Origin of the sequence: Catenisphaera adipataccumulans (genome assembly GCF_014202755.1) — a bacterium.
Lineage (GTDB): Bacteria > Bacillota_I > Bacilli_A > Erysipelotrichales > Erysipelotrichaceae > Catenisphaera > Catenisphaera adipataccumulans.
Map to the genome: position 1 here is coordinate 107,560 of NZ_JACHHK010000004.1, position 22,824 is coordinate 130,383.

Sequence of the window (22,824 nt, forward strand, 5' to 3'; positions counted from 1 at the left end):
TAAGGAGTAGTGGAGGAATTTCTATGGAAATTAAGGTAGTTAAAACGGATCACTTGAAACCGAAACCGACCGGTGCGCTGGGCTTCGGTACATATTATGCAGATTACATGTTTGTTTACGATTATGATGAAGACCAGGGCGGCTGGCATGATGCCCGCATCGTTCCGTATGGTCCGATGGAAATGGATCCAGCATCGATGGTCCTGCATTATGCACAGGAGACCTTTGAAGGTTTAAAAGCTTATAAAGCCAAAGACGGCCGTGTGCTGCTGTTCCGTCCGGAAATGAACGCTCGTCGTTTCCAGAACAGCAACAAGCGTTTGAGCATGCCGACGCTGCCGGAAGAAGACTTTGTGCAGGCGGTCAATGACTTGGTCAAATTTCAGGAAGACTGGATCCCGACCGGAGAAGGCGAATCATTGTACATTCGTCCGTTCATGTATGCAACAGAAGTTGCGGTCGGTGTACATCCGGCAAGATCTTATAAATTTATGATCATCTTATCACCGGTTGGTGCGTACTATCCGGAAGGTGTCAATCCAGTTAAGATTTATGTCGAAGACGAATATGTCCGTGCAACCTTGGGCGGTACCGGATTTACAAAATGCGGCGGCAACTATGCCGGCAGTTTGGCGGCACAGGTCAAGGCCGAAAAATTGGGTTATACCCAGGTTTTATGGCTGGACGGTGTGCATCGTCAGTACGTCGAAGAAGTTGGCTCGATGAACGTCATGTTCAAGATCAACGGCAAGATCATCACAGCACCTGCAGGAAAAACGGTCCTGCCGGGCGTTACCCGCGATTCCATCATTCATTTACTGAAAGACTGGGGTTATGAAGTGGAAGAAAAACATTTGGATATCAAAGATCTGATGAAAGCCGGCGAGGACGGAACCTTGGAAGAAGCCTGGGGTACCGGAACGGCTGCCGTGATTTCACCGATCGGTGAACTGTACTTCAAGGGTGAAAAAGTGCAGATCAACAACTTCAAGACTGGTGAGTTAACGCAGAAATTATATGATACGTTGACAGGTATCCAATGGGGCGTTTTACCAGATAAATTCCACTGGACACACGAAGTGAAATAGCTGATCGACCGGACCGGAACGGCCCGGTTTTTTTTTCATGCGGTTGACACATATGATAGAATGAAAAATATCTATGGGGGTTTGATATGAACAAAGATCGATTGATCGCATTTACGGATGCCATATTAGCGATCATCATGACGATCCTGGTCCTGGAACTGGATAAGCCGGCCGCGCCGAGCGTGTCGGCATTCTGGGATCTGCGGACAAGCTTTTTTTCTTACGCCTTGTCTTTTTTCTGGCTGGGCTCGCTGTGGGTCGGTCTCAACAGTATTTGGGAACAAGTACGGCGGATCGATTCAACGGTCATCTGGCTGAATCTGCTCCTGCTGTTTCTGGCTTCTTTGATCCCGTATGCTACGTCACTTTGCAGTGATTATTTTTACGATCCGGTGATGCAGGGATTTTACGGGATCGTCGTCATTGCGATGACCGTGTGCAATTATTTTCTGCACAAAGCGCTGGACCGACCCAATGCGGATGCTGAAAATTTACTGCAGGCGACAGCCGCATATCGCAAAATACTCATTCCGGATATATTGATCAAAGTTACTGGTTTGATTCTTTCCTTGTTGATTTATCCGCCGCTGATGATGTACAGTGTATTGATTGCAGCCGTCTATATTCTGACAATGAAACACATCCAGGAAAAACGGGCATAAGAAAGCCGGCGGATTTTTTTCCGCCGGTCTTTTATAATGTCTTGCCCGTCAGCATCGTATAGGCTTCTTTGTATTTCGCGATCGTCTTATCGATGACATCCTGCGGCAGTTTATAATCACTGTCCGGATGGGCTTTCAGCCAGTCGCGGACGAACTGCTTATCAAAGGATGGCTGCGAATGGCCCGGTTCATAGCCGTCGGCCGGCCAGAAGCGGGAACTGTCCGGTGTCAGCATCTCATCACCCAGGACCACATTGCCGTTTTCGTCCAGGCCAAATTCAAATTTCGTATCGGCAATGATGATGCCCTTGGTCAAAGCGTAATCGGCACATTTTTTATATAGTGCGATCGTATAGTCGCGGATCTTTTCCGCGTATTCCTTGCCGCGGCCCGGGAAGGCTTTTTCCAGTACGTCGATGCTCTTTTCAAAACTGATGTTTTCATCGTGGTCACCCAGGTCTGCTTTGGTGCTCGGTGTATAGATCGGTTCCGGCAGCTTGTCGCATTCTTTCAGACCTTCCGGCAGCTGAATGCCGCAGACGGTGCCGTTCTTTTGATAACTTGCCCAGCCGCTGCCGGTGATATATCCGCGTACGATGCACTCGATCGGGATCATCTTTAATTTCTTGCACAACATGGAATTTCCGATAAATTGTTCCTGACGGAAGAATTCCGGCATATCGTTGTTGTCGACGGAAATCATGTGATTGCTGACGATGTCCTTGGTATAGTCAAACCAGAACTTGGACATCTGGGTCAGCACGGTTCCTTTTTGTGTGATCTTGTTTTTCAAGATGACATCGAATGCGGAAATACGATCGGTGGCGACCATGATCAAGGTATCGCCGTTGTCATATATTTCTCTGACTTTTCCCTCTTTGAAAGGTTGATAGGTTTTCATTTTGTTTCCTCCTATATGCCTTTAGTATAAGTCATTTTGGTCTAATAAGAAACGGAAATTTTATCTTTCATATTGTCGGTCGCATAAATATAAAAGCCATCGCTCTTCAGATCCGGTGAATCATCCGGGGCCTGGGATTTTGTGAAGATCCATACTGCGCCGATCTTTTCTTTCTCTGCGAGCTTCTTTCCATCTTCATAATTCAGACAATAAAGGGCGGTGCTCAGCGCATCAGCCTTGCCTGAATCGGAGCAGACCACGGTGACCGAACGGCAGTAATTGGCCGGATAACCGGTCGTGAAGTCAATGATGTGGCTGTATTTCTTTTTGCCGACCTTGTAGTACCGTTGGTAATCCCCGCTGGTGACGATAGCATCATCTGAATCGGTTTCATAAGTGATCAGAGCGGTGTTGCCGTCAGGATTCTGAATACCGATCTTCCAGTCGCTGCCGTCACTTTTTGCACCGAGGATCACGACGTTGCCGCCGGCATTGATGAAGCCGTTTTTCAGACCGCGTTTATTTAGTTCCTCTTTGACCAGCTGGGAAGTATAGCCTTTGGCGATGCCGCCTAGGTCCAGCTTGAGTTCCGGATCGGTAAAACGGATCGTATTGCCTTCAATAATGACCTTGTCGCTGCCTGCATGGGTCAGGGCTTCCTGCAGCTGTGCATCATCCGGCAGCTTGCCGGATTTGCCTTCGTCATTAAGCTGGATGCCTTCTTCCCGATAGGTATGCCAGATACTCATGATATCGCCCTGCGTGATGTCAAATTGGCTGCAGGTCTCGTTCATCTGGAGGCCCAGTTCAATACAGTCGGTCAGGTCGGGATCGACTTCTACGGCATGATCATAGGCTTCCTGGTTCAGCGTGTAAACATTGTTGACGCCTTTATAGGAATTATATGCATCATATAGTTTATTGTAATGTTTATACATTTTTCGGACGATTTTTGTATATTTGTCAAAATCTTCTTTTGAACAGGTCGCCTTAAAAGTGATGGAGGTATCAAAACCGACATCGGTCATCGTGATACTGCGTTCCCGCACGGCGTTGTCATCCGGGCGGTTGTTCAGGTAAAAGACGATGCTGACGACCAAGATCAGAAAGCACAAAGAAACCGCAAGCCAGTTCTTCATTGTTTTTTTCATAGTGTTGATCCTTTCAAAAAAATATTATAGCGTATCTGTTCTTTGGTTGCATGAAAATTGCTTGCAAGGCATATAAAATGGGCTTAAAATACTAGTTATGACAGGAGGGAGATAAGTCATGTCACTTTTCTTGGGATCGATGAGTCACCACATCCCCGGACGTAAAGAACTGACTGACAGTAAAGCTGTTGTGCGTCTGCTGCCGAAAAAGGAAGCATATATTCCTTTGGTTGCCGGACGTGCGGCCGGACAGAACAGTTTCAACATTCTTGTTGAAGAAGGCGAAGCTGTGCAGGTCGGCACCAAGCTTGCGGAAACCAAAAGCGGTATGTATGTACCGATTTATTCCAGTGTTTCCGGTACGTATAAAGGGATCGTGAAGAGAATGCATAGTACATTGCGTCCTCAAGAGCATATGGTTATTGAATGTGACGGCAAACAGACGTCTGTTCAAGCCTTTGAGCCGCTTGACTATAAGCATGCGACACGGGAAGAATGTGTCGATTTTGTCAAGAATGCAGGAATTGTCGGATTGGGCGGTGCCGGCTTCCCGACCTACGTGAAATATGGCAAGCCCGACGGCGTAGAATGCGTATTGATCAATGCCGTTGAATGCGAGCCGTACATCACGGCTGATTACCGCAATGTCATGGATGATCCGACAGATTTAATTATTGGTGCGGACATCATGAAGAAAATGGCCGATGTCCAGCATGTTTACATCTGCATCAAAGAGAGCCATCCGGATCTGATCGCGAAAGTTAAAGAAAATCTCGGCGGATACCAGGGCATCGAGGTGCGTCCGGTACCGGATGTTTACCCGATGGGCTGGGAACGTGTGCTGGTACGTGAAGTCCTGCACCGGGAATATAACAACCTGCCGGCTGAAGCAGGTGCGATCGTCGGCAACGCGTCCAGTGCGATCGCGATCGCGAAAGCCTTTACCAAAGGCGAGCCGATCCACGAAAAAACCGTAACGGTCAGCGGCAATGCGGTGAAAAACCCGCAGAACGTGGTCGTACCGGTCGGAACACCGGTCAGTGAAATCATGGAAGCCTGCGGCGGATATACCGCAGAAACGGTTCGTTTGATTGCCGGCGGACCAATGATGGGGCGCACCATTGTCAACGATCTGTTCGTTGTTGATCGGGCGACCAATGCGATCACCGTATTGGAAGATGTTGCGGATGATGCCATTGCGTGTCTGCGCTGCGGCCGATGCAGCGATCACTGCCCGAGCGGTCTGCAGCCAGTACGGATCAAAGAAGCCGTACAGAAAAACGATTTAGATGAAATGATCAAGCGCGGCGCGAGCAGCTGCATTGAGTGTGGTATGTGTACGTATATTTGCCCGAGCCACATCGACGTCACGGAACATGTGCGCAAGGCAAAGCGTGTGATTGCCATGAAGAAAAAGTAGGAGGACGAAACAATGAAATTCAAATTTCATGTCAGTCCAAGTATCAAAGGGAATCTGACCACACAAGAAATCATGAAAGAGTTAACTTGTTGTTTACTAGTTCTCTTTGTCTTGGCTTGTATTTATTATGGAACAAACTACGGTGCAGACTATGCGATGCAGGCGGTAGCGATGTTGGCTGCTTCACTGGTCACAACGTTTATTTGTGAATATTTGTTTGCGAAGATCCGGAAACGGGATCCGAAATCTGAAATTAAAAATTCCTTCGGATGGGTCACGGCAATTATCCTGACGTTGATGGTGCCGATCACGATGCGTATTTATGCTGTTGTCATCGCCACGGCCTTTGCCATCATTTTCGGAAAGATGCTGTTCGGCGGATTCGGACACAATGTGTTCAACCCGGCAGCTGTCGGACGTGCCGTTATCTTCGCCTCGTTTGCCGGAGCGACCACGGATCTGGTTACATCGGCTACGCCGACCACCACGATCGCATCAAATTTAGGATGGATGCCTTCCAGCGCGGATGAACTGTCGCAGTTCCTGTCGCAGTACGGCGGTTGGTCCTCTTTGTTCTTAGGAACGTATCCGGGCGCATTGGGAGAAACATTCACCCTGGCGATCGTTATTTTAGGAATCTTCCTGATTGTCCGTAAGATCATTGACTGGCGTGTACCAGTTGTGTATCTGGGTACGATCTTTGTGATGACCATGGTCGTGGCGATTTTGGCCGGTATTCCGTCGTATCACGGTATTCCGGGCTTCTTATGGTATCCGGTCCTGCACTTGCTGCTGGGCGGTGCCGTATTTGGCGCATTCTTTATGCTGACCGATCCGGTCACATCACCGACCGCACCGGCCGGCCGTACGATCTTTGCGTTAGGTGCCGGTATCCTGACGGTATTGATCCGCTTGACGGGCAACCTGCCGGAAGGCTGCTTGTATTCGATCCTTCTGATGAACATGTTCACACCGATGATCGAATCGGCATTGGACGGCAAGCAATTGGAGATCCAGACCAAAGCGAAGAAAATGTTTGCCTGCCTGGCCATCATCGGACTGGCTTTGGCATTCTATTCATCGACGCAGATCGGTAAGAGCGAAACTGCGGCTGTGCCGCAGGCAGAAGTGAAGGAGGTTGACCAATTATGAAAAAGATCCTTCATTTAACGATTTTCCTGGCGGTCATTTCTTTGATTGCCGGCGGTGCTTTGTCGTATTTCCATAATTTGACAGCGCCGATCATTGCTGAAAATGATGCAAAGCAGGAACGTGAATCCCTGCAGGAAATGTATCCGGATGCCAATATCAATGATTTCAAGAAAATCAGCACCAAAGGCATTGATTCGGATACGATCGAAACGGTGTACAAATACGATAATTATTTGATCTTTAAAATGAGTGTAACAGGCTACAAAGACGGAACCGTGTTCCTGGTATCTATTGATAAAGATACGAAGAAGATCGATAAATATTTGGCAATTTCCAACGGTGATACCAAAGGTCTTGGCAGCAAGGTCATGGATGATGACTTCAAGAACAGCCTGGAAGGAAAAGATGCTTCCGGTAAATTGGATACCATTTCCGGTGCGACCATTTCATCCAGTGCCGTCACTGAAGGCATCAACGAAGCCAGCGGCTATGTTGACGAGCTGAAAGGAGAATAAGGATGAATCGTTTTCAAAGTTTTAAAAACGGATTATTAAAAGAAAACCCGGTATTCTCATTGTTCCTCGGTATTTGTTCGACCTTGGCCATTACGACCAGCCTCAATAACGGGGTCGGAATGGGAATCGCTGTTATATGTGTCCTGGTGATGTCCAACGTGATCATTTCATTGATCCGCAATATCACACCGGATGAAATTCATATTCCGGTATACATTGTGGTCATCGCTTCTTTGGTTGAGATCATCCAGATGTTGATCGAAGCGTATGCGCCGGCCCTGAACACCAGCTTAGGCGTGTTCATTCCGCTGATCGTTGTCAACTGCATCATCCTGGGCCGTGCGGAGGCATTTGCCGCCAATAACGGACCGCTGGATTCTGCATTGGATGGTTTAGGTATGGGCCTTGGTTATACACTGGCGGTATGTTCCATGTCGGCGATTCGTGAGATCCTTTCGACAGGCGGCATCACGTTCACCAATATGTTCAATGAAGATCAGGTTTTGTTTAGTTTCCAGCTGATCCCGGATGACTTTACGATCAGTATGTTCAGCTCCTCAGTTGGTGCGTTCCTGACCTTTGCGATCTTGGCAGCCGGGGTTGCCTGGTATAAAGCCAGAGATGCAAAAAAAGCAGAAACAAAGGAGGTAAAGTAAGATGTTCGGTGAATTAGTCGGATTGCTCTTTACCAGCATGATCGTAAATAACGTTGTCTTAGCGCAGTTCCTCGGTATGTGTCCGTTCATGGGTGTTTCCCGCAAACGTTCGTCTGCCGTAGGCATGGGCATGGCCGTGGTCTTCGTTATCGTGGCCGCTGCCTTGGTCACATATGGACTGCATTACCTCGTACTGGTTCCGCTGGGATTGGATTATATGGATCTGATCACCTTCATTCTGGTCATTGCTTCTTTGGTCCAGCTGACCGAAATGTTTATCAAGAAAACCAGTCCGGGCTTGTATAAATCTTTAGGTGTATATTTACCGTTGATCACGACCAACTGTGTTGTATTGAATGTATGCCTTGTGAATATCACAAATGGATATGATTTCCCGCACATGTTGATGTATTCCATCGGTACGCCGTTAGGTTTTGCACTGGTGCTGGTCATTTTCTCGACGATCCGCGAACGTCTGGATCTGTCCGATGTACCGGAATTCTTTAAAGGAAATCCAATTGCCTTAGTTTGTGCTGCCATCATGGCTATGGCATTCTCCGCCTTCTCCGGAGTCATTTAATGGCATTGGTTTACGGCATCCTGTTTTTAGGCGCACTGGTAGGAATTTATATCTTCCTCTATATTCAGAATAAGAAAACGCCGGTGCCAAAAGGATGCGAAAATTTAAAAGCCGATTGTGAAGGCTGCAAGATCACGAGCTGCAGCCTGCGGGATAAAAAATTGAAGGAGGAGAAATAATGGCAGCAGCAATTATCATGATGTTGATCCTGGGCGCGATCTTAGGATTCGGTCTGGGAATCGCAGATTCAAAGTTAAAAGTAGAAGTCGATGAGCGTGTTGAAAAAGTCACGAACATGCTGCCGGGATATAACTGCGGCGGCTGCGGCTATCCTGGATGCTCTGGTTTTGCGGAAGCAATGGTCAGCGGAGAAGTGGATCACTACTTATGCAAACCAAGTAAGCCGGATCAAAAAGCCGAGATCATCGATTACTTGAAAAATACACCGGGTCCGGATGGATCGACGGTCGATATTAAAGCGTAATGAGTATCAGGTTTATCCTGATACTTTTTTTGTACCGGAAATTGTAAAATCAAAGCGGATACGATACTATTTAAGTGGGTATAAGTATGAAGGGAGATTTATTTATGAGGCGTTATAAGATCCTACAATATGCCGTCAGTTTCCTGTTGGCAGCCGTCCTGCTGATTCCAGGTACGGCTGTATCGGCTGACGAAACAGTTCTCAGCGAAGACGATCTGAACATTGAGATCGATGCGCCGCAGCAGGTAACGACTGGCCAATATCTCAGTATAAAAGTGTCATTTGAGAAAAGCGAAGGCTCAGAGATCCAGGCCGGCGACATGTTTGAAATCACCTGGTCCGATACACTGATTGGCGCAGATGATACCATTTCGGTGCTCAACAATGACAAGGAAGAAATCGGCACATTGACCGTTCGGTCCGACGGTGCTGAAATGTCTTTTCAAAACGACTTATCCGAAGAGGATTCGGTGACCGGCAGTTTCCGGATCGCGTTATTAGCCAATTCAGAAGGTACAGGAACGATCAATATTGGTGATCACACAGCGGAGATCCAGATCCAAAAAGGAAACACGACAAACAATGACGAAGATCCGTTTGCGGGAATATCTGGTAAATTAGGAACGACCGACGCAGGAGAGCCTTATATCGACTGGTCCGTGCGTGTGAATGAAAATTATACAGATTTAGTTTCCGGAAATGTCACGATCACCGATGCTTTGCCGGATTCGCTTACGTATGACCGTGTTCGGTCCGTATCGATCGATACCTGTGATGATGCGGAAGAACCGACCGAAACCACTCTGGAACAAGTCGGCGGCACGATCACAGCTGATGGACAGAATATAACGTTAAAGATTCCATCCAATGCGTTAAAAAATGAGGAAGAAGAGCCCGTTTTAATGACGATCCAATTCCGCACATGGATCAACGCACTGGGATCGAATAATAAAATCAAAAACTCGATCGAAACAACCCGAACGATCAATGGCACGGAAGAGACGAAAACTGTTTCAGCCAACGTGAACGTCAGCAGTGATGCCGCTCAATGGCTGTCCGATCAGAAAACCAATGCTTTGACCATACAATATGTGCGAGGATCCAATGATCCAATTGAAGGTGCTTCATTTCAGATCGCAAAACTAGACAGTTCAAACAAGGAAGAAACCAATTGGTATCATGACGGGCAATATGCGGAAGGCACAACGGATGCAGACGGAAAAATCGTTCTGAAACATGTGACGGCGGGTACGTATGAAATTCGTCAGACCTCCGGACCAAGCGACGTTACATCAGCGGATTACCTCACGAAGAAAGTCGTTGTTAAGAAACAAAACGGCAAAGTGCAGGCGAAGACGGTCACGTTAAAAATGAAGACCAAAAAAGTTGCTTCGGTCAAGAAAGTACAAACTCAACAAGCCGCTGACACATCCACGCAAAGCGTAAAAGCGGAAGTCGAATGGATCGATGATTTCAGCGAGCATCCGACCGTTTATCTGCAGCTGTACCGGACCTCCGCCAATCAGACCGATCCTGAATATGTCACAAGCGTCAAGCTCACTGGCAGCGATACTTCAGCCGACTTTGGCAGCCAGCGTGTTAATGATGACCAGAATTCGGCCTATCAGTACTTTGTCAAACAGACCGATGAAGCGAAAAACGATTATACACCAAAGGGATATACAAAGAGCGAAGAGGGACTGAAGGTAACCAATCGGCTGAATAGCGAGCATCATCTCATCCACAATAAATTGACTTTGAAGAAAACCGATGCGAAGGGCGATCCTTTGGATGGGGCATCGTTCACAGTTTATGAAGATAAGCAGTGTACAAAAGCCATCCGCACGTATGAAGCAACAAACGGAAAAACAGAAATCTCAACGCAAGATCTATCTGAATATTTACCGTCCAACGGTCAGACGCAGACGCTGTATTTTAAGGAAACCAAAGCACCGGATGGCTATCAGATCGTTGACGAAGCAGTTCCGATCACACTTACCGCCGCAGAAAGTGCAGGATGGAATACGGATCATACGATTTACAATACGTATACAGAGTACAAGATCCAGTCAAAAGACAGTACGGTCGTTACGTTGATCAATTCGAAAAAATCCAATGCTTCGGCTTATGATAATGCAAAAAAGGCCAACAACCGATCAAAGACCGGAACACAGACGAATGAAACACTGTGGTTCGTGCTCGTGGGCATTGCCTTGATCGTACTGATCCTGGTGTTACGCAGCCGGAAAAAAGATAAATAAAAATGCTTCATGATCATCTTGAGTAATTGAAAAATGAGAGCCTTCGCTCTCATTTTTTTTCATATTGCTGGATCCAGGATTCAATTTGAGATTCATCTGGATCGATGTAAATCGTTTTATACGATTTCATTGTCACAAATCCAGCCGGCGCTCCCGGGACTTTCTTCAGCTGCCGGACCGGACAGTAATCCACCGGTACGCTGCTGGATTGCTTGCCTTTGGAAAAGTAAGCTGCCAGATTGGCGCACATCCGGATCAGACGTTCATCTGGTGTTTCACATTTCAGCAGGACATGGGCGCCGTGATAATCTTTGACATGGAACCAAAGGTCGTTCTTGCGGGCCAGCTGATGTGTAATGTAACTGTTCTGCATGTTGTTTTTGCCTACGAAGATCGATGCATCTTCCAGTTCAAGCCGCAGGAAATTCGGTCTTTTTTTCCGGCGGCTGCGTACGATTTTCTTCTTTGGCAACAAGATATGTTTCTGGATCAATTCTTCACGGATCTCGGCAGCATCCTCCACATTCGCATGGAAAAGCTGTTCCTCCAGCTGGGTAAAGTAGGCAATATCCCGATGACATTGTTCGATTTGTTCCTGCAGGACCGACTGGGAGCGTTTCAGCTTATGGTATTTCTGATAGAATTTGTTGGCGTTGGTCTTGATATCATAACGCATATCGATCGGGATGATCACATCGGTCCCATCGTTAAAAGAAGGCAGAGTGATCTTTGGGGCTTTTTCGATCTGTCCCATATAGGCAAACAGTAAATCACCGTATTCCTGATATTTTCGATAGTCACGTGACTTGTCCAATGCGTTTTCCAGCTTTGGCAGTTTCTTTTCACTTTTGCGTTTTTCCTGTCTGACAAAGCGGATCAAATCGCCGCATTGTTCCTTGATCCGGGCCTTGTTTTCCCGATCTTCATACAAGTGATTCAGTCCCTCCATCAAAGGATACGTTTTTGCTTCTTGATGAAGATGCGTCAATTCGATGCAGTGGTAGTCTTTCGGATAGACATAGAGCGTATCGGAAGTCAGCAGTTCCTTCAGACAGTCCGCATAGCTTTGATGATTTGCCATCCGATATTGGAACTCACGCGAAAGCAGCGGGGAAAAACCGTAGATCTGATCGACCAGGCTTTGATCCGGATCTAGATGTGTTACATGCTCCGGGTCCTGCTTTTCTTTTTGGACCGGCAGACTGTATTTTGCCCCCGGATGCACAAAGCGTTTGGAATTTTCATAAACCGGGATGCGTTTCAATGCATCAATGATCGTATTGTTTTCATCCACCAGGACCATGTTCGCATATTTTCCCATCAGTTCCAGGTAGAGCTTCATCGGCCGGTAATCCCCAAATTCATTGCGGGTCGAAAGCTGCATGCATAAGACCCGGTCAAAGTGTGCCTGCGCAATGGATTCTACGATTGCCTGGGCACATTGTTTGCGGAGCACCATCACAAAATTTGACGGCCGCGTCTGACCGACTTCTACATGCTGGGCAACATATAGACGGTTGATATTCGAGTGAACATTGACCACCAGTTTTCGGTTTCCGTTTCGAGTATGCAATTGGAAGAGGATCTCTTCTTCGCTGATATTTTGAATTTTATTGAGCTTGCACGGGCAAAAAGCCTGCAGCTTTTTGGTCACGTTGCAAAGCAGTAATCCATCCATTGCCATAGAATCACCTCGAAGGGTATTTTATCAGAATCCATAAACTTTTGACAGTATGATATCGTAAAGGTAAAATAAGAAAAAAAGGGAGAATAGTATGAAACGAGGTCTATTGATCATCCTGAGCGGCCCCAGCGGCGTCGGCAAAGGAACGATTCGAAAATATTTTGAAAAGAACGAAAGGCTCCGTCTGGCTTATTCGATTTCCATGACCACACGTAAACCGCGTGCAGGCGAAGTCGACGGCAAAGATTATTATTTTACGACAAAAGAGGACTTTCAAAATCGGGTCAAGAACGGTGAACTGCTTGAATATGCGGAGTTTGTCGGCAACTATTATGGCACACCGTTAAAAGAAGTGGAGCGCCTTCGTGATGAAGGCAAGAACGTTCTGCTTGAAATTGAAGTGCAGGGCGCGACCCAGGTGCAGAAAAAGTGCCCGGATGCCATCAGCATCTTCATCATTCCGCCTTCGATGGAAGAATTGGAAGCGCGGATCCGCGGCCGGCGCAGCGAGCCGGAAGAGATCATTCAGCAGCGTTTGGCCAAAGCCGCCAACGAGATGAAAATGATCGCGCAGTATAAATATATTGTCTGCAACGATGATCCGAAACTGGCAGCGGAGCTGATCGAAACCATCATCCTGCGCCATATGGAGCTGGAAGAAAACAAATAGGCCTTGATTCCGGCCTGGAAATATGATAGATTTTTCATGTATCGAACAACAGGAGTGGGTAAAACCACTCCTTCATTTTGGAAGGAGAAACCGAATGGATGAATTGAAACAAAAAATTCGCGAGATCCTGGCATCCAAAAACTGCCGTTTGTACGAGCTGGAATGGCTGACCAACCAGAAACCGCCCGTGCTGCGCGTATCCGTCGATAAAGACGGCGGGGTGGACCTGGATACCTGCGCGGATTGTTCTGAAGCCATCAGTCAGATGTTGGATGAAGAAGACTGGAATGATTCAGAATACAATCTGGAAGTTTGTTCGCCCGGTGCCGAACGGGAACTGAAGACCGATGAACAAATCGAACAGGCCATCGGTTCATATATATATGTGAAGCTCAAAGACCCGAAGCAAGGTCTGGACCACGTATTCGGCGATCTAAAAGCAGCCAACGATGATACGGTCACCGTTGCCTATCGTGTAAAGACACGAACCAAAACCATTGAAATTGAAAAAACAAATATTTCTGTCATCATGACAGCGGTCAGAATATAGGAGAAGAAAAGTGAAAGTTAACGTAGAACAGTTGAAAGCCGCATTTTTAGGCATTGAAGAAGATCGGCAGTTGTCGCCGGAAATTGTAGAAAATGCGTTGAAAGACGCTTTGACCAAAGCGTATCAGAAACACGTCGGCTTAAGTGATGCCCATGTGCGGGTCGAAATCGATAAAGGCAATATCCACGTCATTCCGCAACTTGAAGTGGTCGAAGAAGTCACCGATGATGAATTCGAGATCTCGCTGGCAGATGCGCAGGCAGTCAAGCCGGATGCGCAGATCGGCGATATGATCGATGAAGAAGAAGCGGATATTTCTGAATTTGACCGGGTCGAAGTTGTTTTGGCAAAAAATGTCATGAAACAAAAGATCCGTGAAGCGGAAAAACAAATTATTTATGAAGAATACCACGACAAGGTTGACGAGATGGTCTCCGGCCGCATTGAAACGGTCGAAGATAAATTCGTCATTGTCAATATCGGCAAGGCCTCTGCTATGCTGCGGCGTTCTCAGCAGATCCCGACGGAAACCTATACCGAGGGGCAGATGATCAATGTCGTGATCACAGAGGTCAACCAGGAAGGCAAAGGGGCCCAGGTCCTTGTCTCCCGCAGCACGCCGACGCTGGTGCGCCGTTTGTTTGAAAAAGACGTGCCGGAAATTTACCAAGGTGTGATCGAGATCAAAGCCATTGCCCGTGAGCCGGGCGAACGCTGCAAGATCGCGGTCTATTCGCACAATGAAAACATCGATCCGATCGGCGCCTGCATCGGTCCGAAGGGACAGCGGGTACAGAAGATCATTGAAGAACTGCACGGGGAGAAGATCGATATCTTTGAATGGTCCGACAACATCAGTGAATTTATCAAGAATGCACTGAGTCCGGCTGAAACCATTGCAGTTTTCCCGAATGAAAACGTTGAACGCGGACTGATCGTTGTCGTGCCGGATAACCAGCTGTCGCTGGCCATCGGCCGCAAAGGCAAAAATGCCCGCCTCGCTGTGAAGCTGACCAATCGTAAGATCGATATCAAATCCGTTTCCGAAATGGAAGAACAAGGCATCGATTATATGGCGTTGGCTGATGCAATGCAGGAAGAATACGAGCAGAAAAAGGCAAAAGATCTGGCATACCGTCAGCAGGAAAAGATCGACGCGCTGAAAAATGAAGCGCAGGAAATCCAGGATGTCGAAGATGTTGATTTCACATACGGTGAAGAAGAATTCGAAGAGGAAAATCCGAATCGGAATGTGAAGACAATGTTCGAAGACGAACAGGAAAAGAAAGAACAGGATGAGATGGAAGAGGCAGCCCGACTGGCAAAAGAAATGCGGAAAAACAAATCAGCCAGCGATGTCAAAGAGTACACTTCCAAGTTTGAAGATTTTGCGGATGCTTCGAATAAGTCGAACGAACAGCCGGCTGCCAAACCGAAAAAGAAATCTGAACCAAAAGAAACAGCTAAGGTCGAGATCGAAGTCAAGAAGCCTGCTTATGATGAGCAGATGAAACCAATCTATTCCGAAGAAGAACTGGAAGAGATCGAAGAGGCGGAAGATGAAGAGAACGATCGTTGGGATGATGATATCGACTACGAAGAATTTGATTCCTACTACGATGACTAGGAGGTTTTATGCGTAAAGTCCCGATGAGAAAATGTGTTGTGACCCAGGAACGATTCCCGAAAAAAGAATTGATCCGGGTGATCCGCACACCGGAGCAGACCATTGAAGTGGATCTGACCGGCAAGAAAAACGGCCACGGTGCTTATGTTTCCAAGCGCAGAGAAACCATTGAACTGGCCCGTAAAAATAAAGCTCTGGACCGTGCGTTAGGCCAGCCCGTGCCGGATGAGATCTATGATCAATTGATGGAGCTAGTGAGTGAATAAAAAAGTTGTTTCGCTCTGTCAGCTTGCGTTCCGTGCCGGCAAGGTCAGCTATGGATCCCGTCTGATCCCGTCGATCCAGACCCGGCAGGCAAAACTAGTTTGTCTGTCGCCGTTCTGCGGCAAAAACCGGACCAAAAAGCTGCACGACAAATGCGCATTTTATCACATTCCCTGTCTGACACTGGCGGATTGGGATGCGATCAGTAAGAAATCAATACAGTCGTTTGCGATCCTCGACGAAGGATTTGCACAAGCGATCTTAGAAGAAATGAAAGGATAGGTGAGTGTGAATGGCATATAACAACAGTCGTCAACGTAACAAACGTAAAAACAACCACAACCGCAACAACCACAACCGCAACAACCGCAATCGGAACAACCGCGGCAATAACCGTCATAAGCAGCAGGCGGCACCGCGCAGACAAGAAGAAAAAGTAACAGAAATCACGTATTCTCAGCCGATCACGGTCGGACAGCTGGCTAAATTGATGCATCGAAACAGTTCTGAGATCATCAAGTTCCTGTTTATGTTGGGAAATATGTCCACCATCAACACAACCATGAGCGATGATGATGTGGAATTGGTTTGCGCACAGTTCGGTGTGGAATGCCATAAAGAAGTGGTCATCGAAGAAGATGATATCGAGGATCAGTTAAAGAATATTGAAGAAGATGAATCCAAGCTGCAGCCGCGTCCGCCGGTCGTTACGATCATGGGCCATGTTGACCATGGTAAGACCACACTGCTGGATACCATTCGGAAAACGAACGTCATCGAGGATGAATTCGGCGGCATCACGCAGCACATTGGTGCCTATCAGGTATCACTGCACGGCCGAAAGGTCACTTTCCTGGATACACCGGGACATGAAGCCTTTACGGCGATGCGTGCCCGCGGAGCACAGGTAACCGATATTGTTATTATTGTAGTTGCTGCTGATGACGGTGTCATGCCGCAGACCAAGGAAGCCGTCGACCATGCGAAAGCGGCCGGCGTGCCGATCGTCGTGGCCGTCAACAAGATCGATAAACCGGGTGCCAACCCGGATCGGGTCATGAATGAAATGGCTGAATTAGGCATCATGCCGGAAGAATGGGGCGGCGATACCATTTTTCAGCGCATCTCAGCGAAGACCGGCGAAGGCGTCAACGATCTGTTGGAAACGATGCTATTAGTAGCTGATATGCAGGAACTGAAAGCCAACCCAGATGCATTGGCCAGCGGTACAGTGATCGAAGCAAAATTGGATAAAGGCCGCGGCCCGGTTGCTACGCTGCTCGTACAGCGCGGTACGCTGCATACGGGGGACAGCGTCGTGGTCGGCACCAGCTACGGCCGTATCCGCCGCATGACCAATGATAAACACAAAGAAGTCAAGAAAGCGACACCAAGCATGCCGGTGGAGATCATCGGTCTGAGCGAAGTGCCGCGTGCCGGAGATGTCTTCATGACCTATACCGACTATAAAAAAGCCCAGACGATCGCTTCCCAGCGTCTGGAAAAACAGATCTTGAAAGAGCGCAATGCCTCAAGTGCGATGTCGCTGGAAGATCTGGCCCGCAAGATCGACGAAGGTGATGTAAAGGAAATCAATGTCGTCATCAAAGCCGATGTGCAGGGCTCTGCCGAAGCGCTGAAGGCTTCCATGGAAAAACTGGAAGTCGAGAATGTCCGTGTCAATGTCATCCGTTCAACGGTCGGTACGATCAGTGAATCGGATATCATGCTGGCGAGTGCTTCTGATGCGATCATCTACGGATTTAATATCCGCCCGAGCGCGGCGATCCGGAAGAAAGCCGAAGAAGAACATGTTGAGATCCGTCTTCACAACATCATCTACAAGGCATTGGAAGAATTGGAAAGTGCCATGAAAGGTATGTTGGCGCCGGTCTACGAAGAAGTTACGCTTGGTCAGGCAGAAGTCCGCAAGACGTACAAAGTTTCCCGCATTGGAACGATTGCCGGCTGTATGGTCACGGATGGTGTGGTCAAACGCGACTGCAAGGCCCGCGTGATCCGCGATGGTATCGTGATCTACGATGGTAAACTGGGTTCGCTGAAACGTTTCCAGGACGATGTGAAAGAGGTAACGTCCGGCTTCGAATGCGGTCTGACCATCGAGAATTTCAATGATATCAAAGTTGACGATATCATCGAAACCTATGAGGACCAAGAGGTAGAACAGGAGTAACATGTCTTTAAAACAAGAACGCCTGGACATGATCATGCAGCGTGAGATATCCAATATTCTGCAGTTTGAGATGAAAAATCCCAAACTTGGATTTGTGACCGTAACCGATGTCCAATGTACGCGTGACTTGTCACAGGCCAAAGTTTATGTGTCGTTTTTAGGCAAACAGGAACGAAACGATGCCGGTCTGCGGATCCTGAATTCTTCCAAAGGTTATATCCGGAGCAATTTGGCAAAAAAGCTGACCATCCGGAAAGTGCCGGAATTGATCTTTATTCAGGATAAAAGTCTGGAGCAGGGCAATCGGATCGATCAGATCCTGCATGACATCGACGAACAGGAAAAGTAGAAATATACGCATTTGTACAGTTGTGTGCAAATGCGTTTTTTTATATTATCTTGAATAAGCGGTTAAAAGAAAAAAAGATAAAAAATTATTTGTGAAATTTTTGACAACCTTATATTTTCATGATATGGTATATCCGTAAATATTGGAGGTAAAAACATGGAAACAAAAGAAGTTGTAATTGTTAGTGCCTGCCGTACAGCCATTGGTAAATTCTTAGGGGAATTTAAAAATGTATCGGCTCGTGATTTAGCAATTACGGTCGGAAAAGAAGCCATCAAACGTGCCGGTATCGATCCGAAACAAGTCGATGAGATCGTTATGGGTGAAGTTTACACCGGTATGCAAGGTTCTTTGCCGGCTCGTCAGGTATCGATGCGCATCGGTATGGACGAAACCAGCAACGCAGTCAACGTCAACCAGAACTGTGCATCTGGTATGCGTGCCTTGGAAATCGCATGCAACGATGTTCAGTTAGGCAAAACAGAGATCGGTCTGGTCATCGGTACAGAAAACATGACACAGGCACCGTTCCTGCTGCCGAAAGCTCGTATGGGTTATCGGATGGGAAGCATCCCTCAAGCCGGTGCAGCAGAAATGTACGATTCGCTGCTGCATGATGCATTGTACGATGAATTAAGCGGCGGACATATGGGTTCCACAGCAGATAATGTTGCGAAATTATACAACATTACCCGTGAAGAATGCGATGAACTTGCAGTAATGTCCCACAGCCGTGCTGCCAAAGCAACTGCTGAAGGCAAATTCAAAGACGAGATCATTCCGGTCGTTGAGCACACTCGTAAAGGTGACGTCGTTCATGAAACCGATGAGCACATCATTCCGGACTGCAACTTAGAAACCATTTCCAAGTTAAGAACTGTATTTAATAAAGATGGTGTAACGACCGCTGCCAACGCTTCCGGTATCAATGATGCCGCTGCAGCAGTGATCATTATGTCAAAAGAAAAAGCTGAAGAATTAGGCATCAAGCCGATGGCAAAGATGCTGTACATCTGCGGCAAGGGCGTTGATGCAAGCGTTATGGGTCTTGGCCCTGCTGTATCCATTCCGAAGTGCTTGGATGCTGCCGGTGTGAAATTCGAAGACGTCGATTACTGGGAAATCAACGAAGCCTTTGCAGCACAGTTTATCGGCTGCGAACGCAAGCTGAAAGAAGACCACGGCTATATCGTTGACCGTAACAAGACTAACTTGAACGGTTCCGGTATTTCTCTGGGTCACCCGGTTGGATGCTCTGCTCTGCGTATCATTGTCACGCTGCTGTATGAAATGCAGCGCCAGGATGCGAAGATCGGCTGTGCATCGCTGTGCGTCGGCGGCGGACCTTCCATGGCATCGCTCTGGACAAGAGAAATCTAACAATCGAAAGGGGAAGACAGACAAAATTGCCTGCTTCCTTTTTTCATTTATACATTTGTGAAAATATGAACTTGTGAAAAAACGCGTTCTTTTCACCACTTGTAAATAATTTCACAAAGTCATTGACGAGGTCAGATTCTCTTTGTATAATTTAAATTGTATGGAATCATTCTGTTTTCATGCAATAACTTGAAGTTAATAATATGGAAAGGAGAACTTCAATTTATGGATTTCAATTTAACAGAACAACAAAAAATGATGCAGAAGTTGTTCAGAGAAGTCGCGCAGAATGAAGTAAAGGACAATGCTGCCGATGTCGATGAACAAGAACGCTTTCCGAAGGAAAACGTTGAAGTCATGCGTCAGGCAAAAATGCTGGGAATCCCTTTCCCGCGTGAATACGGCGGTGCAGGTGCAGATTATCTGAGCTATATCCTGGCAGTCGAAGAGATTTCCAAGGTTTGTGCAACGACCGGAACGGTTTTAAGTGCGCATACGTCTTTGGGTACTTGGCCGATCGCTAAGTTCGGTACGCCGGAACAGAAAGAAAAATATCTGCCGGATCTGACGACCGGAAAGAAAATTGCCGCTTTCGGTCTGACAGAGCCGAATGCCGGTACCGATGCTGCCGGACAGCAGACGACTGCTGTTTTTGACGGTGAAAACTACATCCTGAATGGTACGAAGATCTTCATCACCAACGCCGGTGAAGCAGATGTTTATATCATCTTTGCCATGACGGATAAATCCAAAGGAAACCACGGAATTTCCGCATTTATCGTTGAAAAAGGCTGGGAAGGATTTACTTTCGGTCTGCATGAAAAGAAATTAGGTATCCGCGGATCGGCTACCCGTGAGTTGATCTTTAACAACGTGAAGATCCCGAAGGAAAACTTATTAGGCCAGGAAGGAAAAGGTTTCAAGATCGCCATGATGACCTTGGACGGCGGCCGTATCGGTATCGCCGCACAGGCAGTGGGAATTGCACAGGGTGCCATTGATGAAGCCGTTGTATACGTTAAACAGCGTAAACAGTTCGGCCGTCCGATCGCCCGTTTCCAGAACACACAGTTCCAGCTGGCTACGATGCAGACAAAAGTTGATGCAGCCCGTTTGATGGTTTACCGTGCTGCTATGGCCAAAGAAAACGGTGAATCACATACTGTATTAGCTGCCGAAGCAAAATTGATCGCTTCCGAAACCGCAATGGAAGTCACCACAAAAGCAATTCAGCTGTTAGGCGGTTATGGTTATACCCGTGATATGCCAGTTGAAAGAATGTTCAGAGATGCGAAGATTACTGAAATCTACGAAGGTACATCCGAAGTACAACGTATGGTCATTTCAGGATCTATGTTGCGATAAGGAAAGGGTGGAAAACAGATATGAAAATCATCGTTCTTGAAAAACAAGTACCGGATTCAACTGAGATCAGTGTTGATAAGAAGACCGGAACATTGATTCGTGAAGGCGTTCCAAGCATCACGAACCCGGATGATATGGCAGGTTTGGAAGCTGCTTTACAAATCAAAGATAAAAACCCGGATACCGAAATTACGGTTATGACAATGGGTATTCCGAAAGCAAAAGGTATGCTGGAGGAAGGCATCGCCCGCGGTGCTGACAAGGGTGTATTGATCACCGACCGTGCATTCGCCGGTGCCGATACATGTGCAACCAGCCGTACCTTGGCTGATGCCATCAATAAAGTTGGTTATGACATTGTATTCGCCGGCCGTCAGGCAATCGATGGTGATACGGCGCAGGTCGGACCGCAGACCGCAGAACGTTTAGGTGTTCCGCAGGTTACTTACGTTGACGAGATCCTGGACGTTAAAGAAGACCAGATCACCGTTAAAAAATCCTTAGAAGATGTAGAACAAGTTGTTACTGTTAAATTGCCGTGCTTATTGACGTTCTTGTCCGACAGCGTATATAAACCGCGTTACATGAACTGCAACGACATCGTTGATCTGCAGAAAGAAGATAAAGTTCAGGTTCTGACCAACGGCGACTTGAATATGGATCCGTCTTTGATCGGATTGGCCGGATCTCCGACTTCCGTAAAACGTACATTCACAAAGGATGTCAGTGATAAGACTGAAACTTTCACGTTATCTGAGCAGGAAACCGCAGATATGATTGCGAAGACTCTGAAAGAGAAACAAATCATTACGAAGTAGGAGGATAAAAATGGCTAAATTTGAAGAATATAAAGACATTTATGTTTTCGTAGAACAAGAAAACGGAAACATCGCCGAAGTCGGATATGAACTGATCAGCGAAGCCCGCAAGCTGGTCGCTACGATTCCGGCTATGGGATACAAAGTTGTCGGCGTACTGCTGGGCAACGGTATCAAAGATAAAGCACAGGAAGTCATCGCACACGGTGCAGATAAAGTTATCGTTGTAGATGATGAACTGCTGAAAGATTACTCCACACAGTTCTATGCAGATGCATTGACTCAGTTGATCAACAAATATAAACCAGATTCATTCCTGACAGGTGCAACACCGTTAGGACGTGATTTAGCACCGCGTGTTGCAGCCCGCATCAATGCAGGTCTGACTGCCGATGCTACAAAGATCGAAGTGGATCAGGAAGAAGCGGCCAACGGTGTCGCTCTGCTGGATGTTACCCGTCCGACTTTCGGCGGTAACTTATTCGGTACGATCGTATGTAAGAATACGCGCCCGCAGATGGCAACCATCCGTCCGAAAGTATTCGAACTGGCACCGGTTGACGAAAGCCGCACGGGTGAAGTAGAAGAATTTAAACCGACTTGGACAACAACAGAACCGGAAGTATTCGTTGAAAAAGTCATCGAAAAAGTCAAAGGTGATGTCGACATCACGAAAGCAGACATCTTGGTTGGTGCCGGCCGTGGTGCAGAAGGCTGCCTGGATCTGGTTCAGCAGGTTGCCGATGAATTAGGCGGCGTTGTTTGCTGCAGCCGTGCCGTTGTCGAAGACGGATATATGGATAAAGACCGTCAGGTCGGACAGACTGGTAAGACGGTTCGTCCTTCGCTGTACTTAGCATGCGGTATCTCCGGAGCCGTTCAGCACTGTGCAGGTATGGATAAATCCGATATGATCATTTCCATCAACCGTGACCCGCAGGCAGAAATCTTCTCGATTTCCAACATGGGATTCGTCGGTGATGTCAATAAAGTTCTGCCGCTGTTGGTAGAATCCATCAAGGCAGCAAAATCTGAGTAAAAAAAGGAGGCAAA

General features: G+C 47.2%; 24 protein-coding genes. 21 read left to right on the forward strand and 3 right to left on the reverse strand.

Going from position 1 to position 22,824, the window contains the following annotated elements; all coding sequences use genetic code 11:
• Positions 1–23: 23 nt before the first annotated feature.
• Positions 24–1,088, forward strand: coding sequence for a branched-chain amino acid aminotransferase (locus HNQ47_RS06280; protein WP_183328546.1), 1,065 nt, complete (start codon positions 24–26; stop codon positions 1,086–1,088).
• An 86-nt stretch (positions 1,089–1,174) separates the two neighbouring features.
• Positions 1,175–1,750, forward strand: a complete 576-nt coding sequence (locus HNQ47_RS06285) for a TMEM175 family protein (RefSeq protein ID WP_183328547.1) — start codon at positions 1,175–1,177, stop codon at positions 1,748–1,750.
• A 31-nt stretch (positions 1,751–1,781) separates the two neighbouring features.
• On the opposite strand, the gene HNQ47_RS06290 is transcribed toward HNQ47_RS06285, so the two are convergent.
• Positions 1,782–2,651 carry a phosphoribosylaminoimidazolesuccinocarboxamide synthase gene (locus tag HNQ47_RS06290; RefSeq protein WP_183328548.1) on the reverse strand — a complete coding sequence of 290 codons (870 nt, stop codon included), beginning with the start codon at positions 2,649–2,651 and terminating at the stop codon, positions 1,782–1,784.
• Positions 2,652–2,692: 41 nt separating this feature from the next.
• Positions 2,693–3,802 (reverse strand): FAD:protein FMN transferase, encoded by a 1,110-nt coding sequence (locus tag HNQ47_RS06295; protein WP_183328549.1) that lies wholly within the window; start codon positions 3,800–3,802, stop codon positions 2,693–2,695.
• A 118-nt stretch (positions 3,803–3,920) separates the two neighbouring features.
• Here HNQ47_RS06295 and HNQ47_RS06300 point away from each other — a divergent pair, with 118 nt between their 5' ends.
• From HNQ47_RS06300 to HNQ47_RS06335, 8 genes are all read left to right on the forward strand, one after another.
• Positions 3,921–5,222: an RnfABCDGE type electron transport complex subunit C gene (locus HNQ47_RS06300; RefSeq protein WP_183328550.1), complete on the forward strand. Its 1,302-nt coding sequence runs from the start codon at positions 3,921–3,923 to the stop codon at positions 5,220–5,222.
• A 12-nt stretch (positions 5,223–5,234) separates the two neighbouring features.
• Complete coding sequence (locus HNQ47_RS06305) at positions 5,235–6,374, forward strand: RnfABCDGE type electron transport complex subunit D (RefSeq protein ID WP_183328551.1); 1,140 nt, start codon at positions 5,235–5,237, stop codon at positions 6,372–6,374.
• Positions 6,371–6,889, forward strand: coding sequence for an RnfABCDGE type electron transport complex subunit G (locus HNQ47_RS06310; protein ID WP_183328552.1), 519 nt, complete (start codon positions 6,371–6,373; stop codon positions 6,887–6,889). Before HNQ47_RS06305 ends, HNQ47_RS06310 begins: the two co-directional genes overlap by 4 nt.
• A 2-nt stretch (positions 6,890–6,891) precedes the next feature.
• Positions 6,892–7,545, forward strand: a complete 654-nt coding sequence (gene rsxE, locus HNQ47_RS06315) for an electron transport complex subunit RsxE (RefSeq protein WP_183328553.1) — start codon at positions 6,892–6,894, stop codon at positions 7,543–7,545.
• 1 nt (position 7,546) lies between these two features.
• Positions 7,547–8,125: an electron transport complex protein RnfA gene (locus tag HNQ47_RS06320; RefSeq protein ID WP_183328554.1), complete on the forward strand. Its 579-nt coding sequence runs from the start codon at positions 7,547–7,549 to the stop codon at positions 8,123–8,125.
• A complete protein-coding gene (locus HNQ47_RS06325) occupies positions 8,125–8,304 on the forward strand; it encodes a hypothetical protein (protein ID WP_183328555.1) in 180 nt (59 codons plus the stop codon). Before HNQ47_RS06320 ends, HNQ47_RS06325 begins: the two co-directional genes overlap by 1 nt.
• Entirely contained in the window at positions 8,304–8,609 is a 306-nt protein-coding gene (locus tag HNQ47_RS06330; RefSeq protein WP_183328556.1) for a (Fe-S)-binding protein, read from the forward strand. The genes HNQ47_RS06325 and HNQ47_RS06330 overlap by 1 nt, the downstream gene beginning before the upstream one ends.
• A gap of 104 nt (positions 8,610–8,713) precedes the next feature.
• Entirely contained in the window at positions 8,714–10,870 is a 2,157-nt protein-coding gene (locus tag HNQ47_RS06335; protein ID WP_183328557.1) for an LPXTG cell wall anchor domain-containing protein, read from the forward strand.
• Positions 10,871–10,919: 49 nt separating this feature from the next.
• Here HNQ47_RS06335 and HNQ47_RS06340 read toward each other — a convergent pair whose 3' ends face one another.
• Positions 10,920–12,554 carry an Rqc2 family fibronectin-binding protein gene (locus HNQ47_RS06340; RefSeq protein WP_183328558.1) on the reverse strand — a complete coding sequence of 545 codons (1,635 nt, stop codon included), beginning with the start codon at positions 12,552–12,554 and terminating at the stop codon, positions 10,920–10,922.
• 91 nt (positions 12,555–12,645) lie between these two features.
• On the opposite strand from HNQ47_RS06340, the gene gmk reads away from it, so the two are divergent.
• The 11 genes from gmk to HNQ47_RS06395 all read left to right on the forward strand — a co-directional run bounded on the left by gmk (position 12,646) and on the right by HNQ47_RS06395 (position 22,810).
• Complete coding sequence (gmk, locus tag HNQ47_RS06345) at positions 12,646–13,224, forward strand: guanylate kinase (RefSeq protein WP_183328559.1); 579 nt, start codon at positions 12,646–12,648, stop codon at positions 13,222–13,224.
• A gap of 94 nt (positions 13,225–13,318) precedes the next feature.
• The gene (locus HNQ47_RS06350) at positions 13,319–13,774 is read left to right on the forward strand and encodes a ribosome maturation factor RimP (RefSeq protein WP_246346087.1); all 456 of its coding nucleotides are present in this window, start codon (positions 13,319–13,321) and stop codon (positions 13,772–13,774) included.
• A 10-nt stretch (positions 13,775–13,784) separates the two neighbouring features.
• On the forward strand, positions 13,785–15,401 hold the full coding sequence (gene nusA / locus HNQ47_RS06355; protein WP_183328561.1) for a transcription termination factor NusA: 1,617 nt from the start codon (positions 13,785–13,787) through the stop codon (positions 15,399–15,401).
• Between the two features lie 8 nt (positions 15,402–15,409).
• Complete coding sequence (rnpM, locus tag HNQ47_RS06360; RefSeq protein WP_183328562.1) at positions 15,410–15,667, forward strand: RNase P modulator RnpM; 258 nt, start codon at positions 15,410–15,412, stop codon at positions 15,665–15,667.
• Positions 15,660–15,947, forward strand: coding sequence for a L7Ae/L30e/S12e/Gadd45 family ribosomal protein (locus HNQ47_RS06365; RefSeq protein WP_183328563.1), 288 nt, complete (start codon positions 15,660–15,662; stop codon positions 15,945–15,947). Before rnpM ends, HNQ47_RS06365 begins: the two co-directional genes overlap by 8 nt.
• Before the next feature lie 10 nt (positions 15,948–15,957).
• Entirely contained in the window at positions 15,958–17,859 is a 1,902-nt protein-coding gene (gene infB, locus HNQ47_RS06370) for a translation initiation factor IF-2 (RefSeq protein WP_183328564.1), read from the forward strand.
• 1 nt (position 17,860) lies between these two features.
• Positions 17,861–18,208: a 30S ribosome-binding factor RbfA gene (gene rbfA / locus HNQ47_RS06375; RefSeq protein ID WP_183328565.1), complete on the forward strand. Its 348-nt coding sequence runs from the start codon at positions 17,861–17,863 to the stop codon at positions 18,206–18,208.
• A 156-nt stretch (positions 18,209–18,364) separates the two neighbouring features.
• Positions 18,365–19,588 (forward strand): thiolase family protein, encoded by a 1,224-nt coding sequence (locus HNQ47_RS06380; RefSeq protein WP_183328566.1) that lies wholly within the window; start codon positions 18,365–18,367, stop codon positions 19,586–19,588.
• Positions 19,589–19,813: 225 nt separating this feature from the next.
• Complete coding sequence (locus HNQ47_RS06385; protein ID WP_183328567.1) at positions 19,814–20,953, forward strand: acyl-CoA dehydrogenase; 1,140 nt, start codon at positions 19,814–19,816, stop codon at positions 20,951–20,953.
• A gap of 20 nt (positions 20,954–20,973) precedes the next feature.
• Positions 20,974–21,771 carry an electron transfer flavoprotein subunit beta/FixA family protein gene (locus HNQ47_RS06390; RefSeq protein ID WP_183328568.1) on the forward strand — a complete coding sequence of 266 codons (798 nt, stop codon included), beginning with the start codon at positions 20,974–20,976 and terminating at the stop codon, positions 21,769–21,771.
• A gap of 10 nt (positions 21,772–21,781) precedes the next feature.
• Positions 21,782–22,810, forward strand: a complete 1,029-nt coding sequence (locus HNQ47_RS06395; RefSeq protein WP_183328569.1) for an electron transfer flavoprotein subunit alpha/FixB family protein — start codon at positions 21,782–21,784, stop codon at positions 22,808–22,810.
• The last annotated feature ends 14 nt before the right edge of the window (positions 22,811–22,824 follow it).

What these genes read in the sequence shown, in the direction of transcription:
- HNQ47_RS06280 (WP_183328546.1), top strand. Translation starts at nt 24, where the DNA reads ATGGAAATTAAGGTAGTTAAAACGGATCACTTGAAACCGAAACCGACC.
- HNQ47_RS06350 (WP_246346087.1), top strand. Translation starts at nt 13,319, where the DNA reads ATGGATGAATTGAAACAAAAAATTCGCGAGATCCTGGCATCCAAAAAC.
- rbfA (WP_183328565.1), top strand. Translation starts at nt 17,861, where the DNA reads ATGTCTTTAAAACAAGAACGCCTGGACATGATCATGCAGCGTGAGATA.
- gmk (WP_183328559.1), top strand. Translation starts at nt 12,646, where the DNA reads ATGAAACGAGGTCTATTGATCATCCTGAGCGGCCCCAGCGGCGTCGGC.
- HNQ47_RS06330 (WP_183328556.1), top strand. Translation starts at nt 8,304, where the DNA reads ATGGCAGCAGCAATTATCATGATGTTGATCCTGGGCGCGATCTTAGGA.
- HNQ47_RS06335 (WP_183328557.1), top strand. Translation starts at nt 8,714, where the DNA reads ATGAGGCGTTATAAGATCCTACAATATGCCGTCAGTTTCCTGTTGGCA.
- HNQ47_RS06305 (WP_183328551.1), top strand. Translation starts at nt 5,235, where the DNA reads ATGAAATTCAAATTTCATGTCAGTCCAAGTATCAAAGGGAATCTGACC.
- HNQ47_RS06385 (WP_183328567.1), top strand. Translation starts at nt 19,814, where the DNA reads ATGGATTTCAATTTAACAGAACAACAAAAAATGATGCAGAAGTTGTTC.
- HNQ47_RS06340 (WP_183328558.1), bottom strand. Translation starts at nt 12,554, where the DNA reads ATGGCAATGGATGGATTACTGCTTTGCAACGTGACCAAAAAGCTGCAG.
- rsxE (WP_183328553.1), top strand. Translation starts at nt 6,892, where the DNA reads ATGAATCGTTTTCAAAGTTTTAAAAACGGATTATTAAAAGAAAACCCG.
- infB (WP_183328564.1), top strand. Translation starts at nt 15,958, where the DNA reads ATGGCATATAACAACAGTCGTCAACGTAACAAACGTAAAAACAACCAC.
- HNQ47_RS06380 (WP_183328566.1), top strand. Translation starts at nt 18,365, where the DNA reads ATGGAAACAAAAGAAGTTGTAATTGTTAGTGCCTGCCGTACAGCCATT.
- HNQ47_RS06295 (WP_183328549.1), bottom strand. Translation starts at nt 3,802, where the DNA reads ATGAAAAAAACAATGAAGAACTGGCTTGCGGTTTCTTTGTGCTTTCTG.
- HNQ47_RS06300 (WP_183328550.1), top strand. Translation starts at nt 3,921, where the DNA reads ATGTCACTTTTCTTGGGATCGATGAGTCACCACATCCCCGGACGTAAA.
- HNQ47_RS06325 (WP_183328555.1), top strand. Translation starts at nt 8,125, where the DNA reads ATGGCATTGGTTTACGGCATCCTGTTTTTAGGCGCACTGGTAGGAATT.
- HNQ47_RS06390 (WP_183328568.1), top strand. Translation starts at nt 20,974, where the DNA reads ATGAAAATCATCGTTCTTGAAAAACAAGTACCGGATTCAACTGAGATC.
- HNQ47_RS06285 (WP_183328547.1), top strand. Translation starts at nt 1,175, where the DNA reads ATGAACAAAGATCGATTGATCGCATTTACGGATGCCATATTAGCGATC.
- HNQ47_RS06395 (WP_183328569.1), top strand. Translation starts at nt 21,782, where the DNA reads ATGGCTAAATTTGAAGAATATAAAGACATTTATGTTTTCGTAGAACAA.
- rnpM (WP_183328562.1), top strand. Translation starts at nt 15,410, where the DNA reads ATGCGTAAAGTCCCGATGAGAAAATGTGTTGTGACCCAGGAACGATTC.
- HNQ47_RS06310 (WP_183328552.1), top strand. Translation starts at nt 6,371, where the DNA reads ATGAAAAAGATCCTTCATTTAACGATTTTCCTGGCGGTCATTTCTTTG.
- HNQ47_RS06320 (WP_183328554.1), top strand. Translation starts at nt 7,547, where the DNA reads ATGTTCGGTGAATTAGTCGGATTGCTCTTTACCAGCATGATCGTAAAT.
- HNQ47_RS06290 (WP_183328548.1), bottom strand. Translation starts at nt 2,651, where the DNA reads ATGAAAACCTATCAACCTTTCAAAGAGGGAAAAGTCAGAGAAATATAT.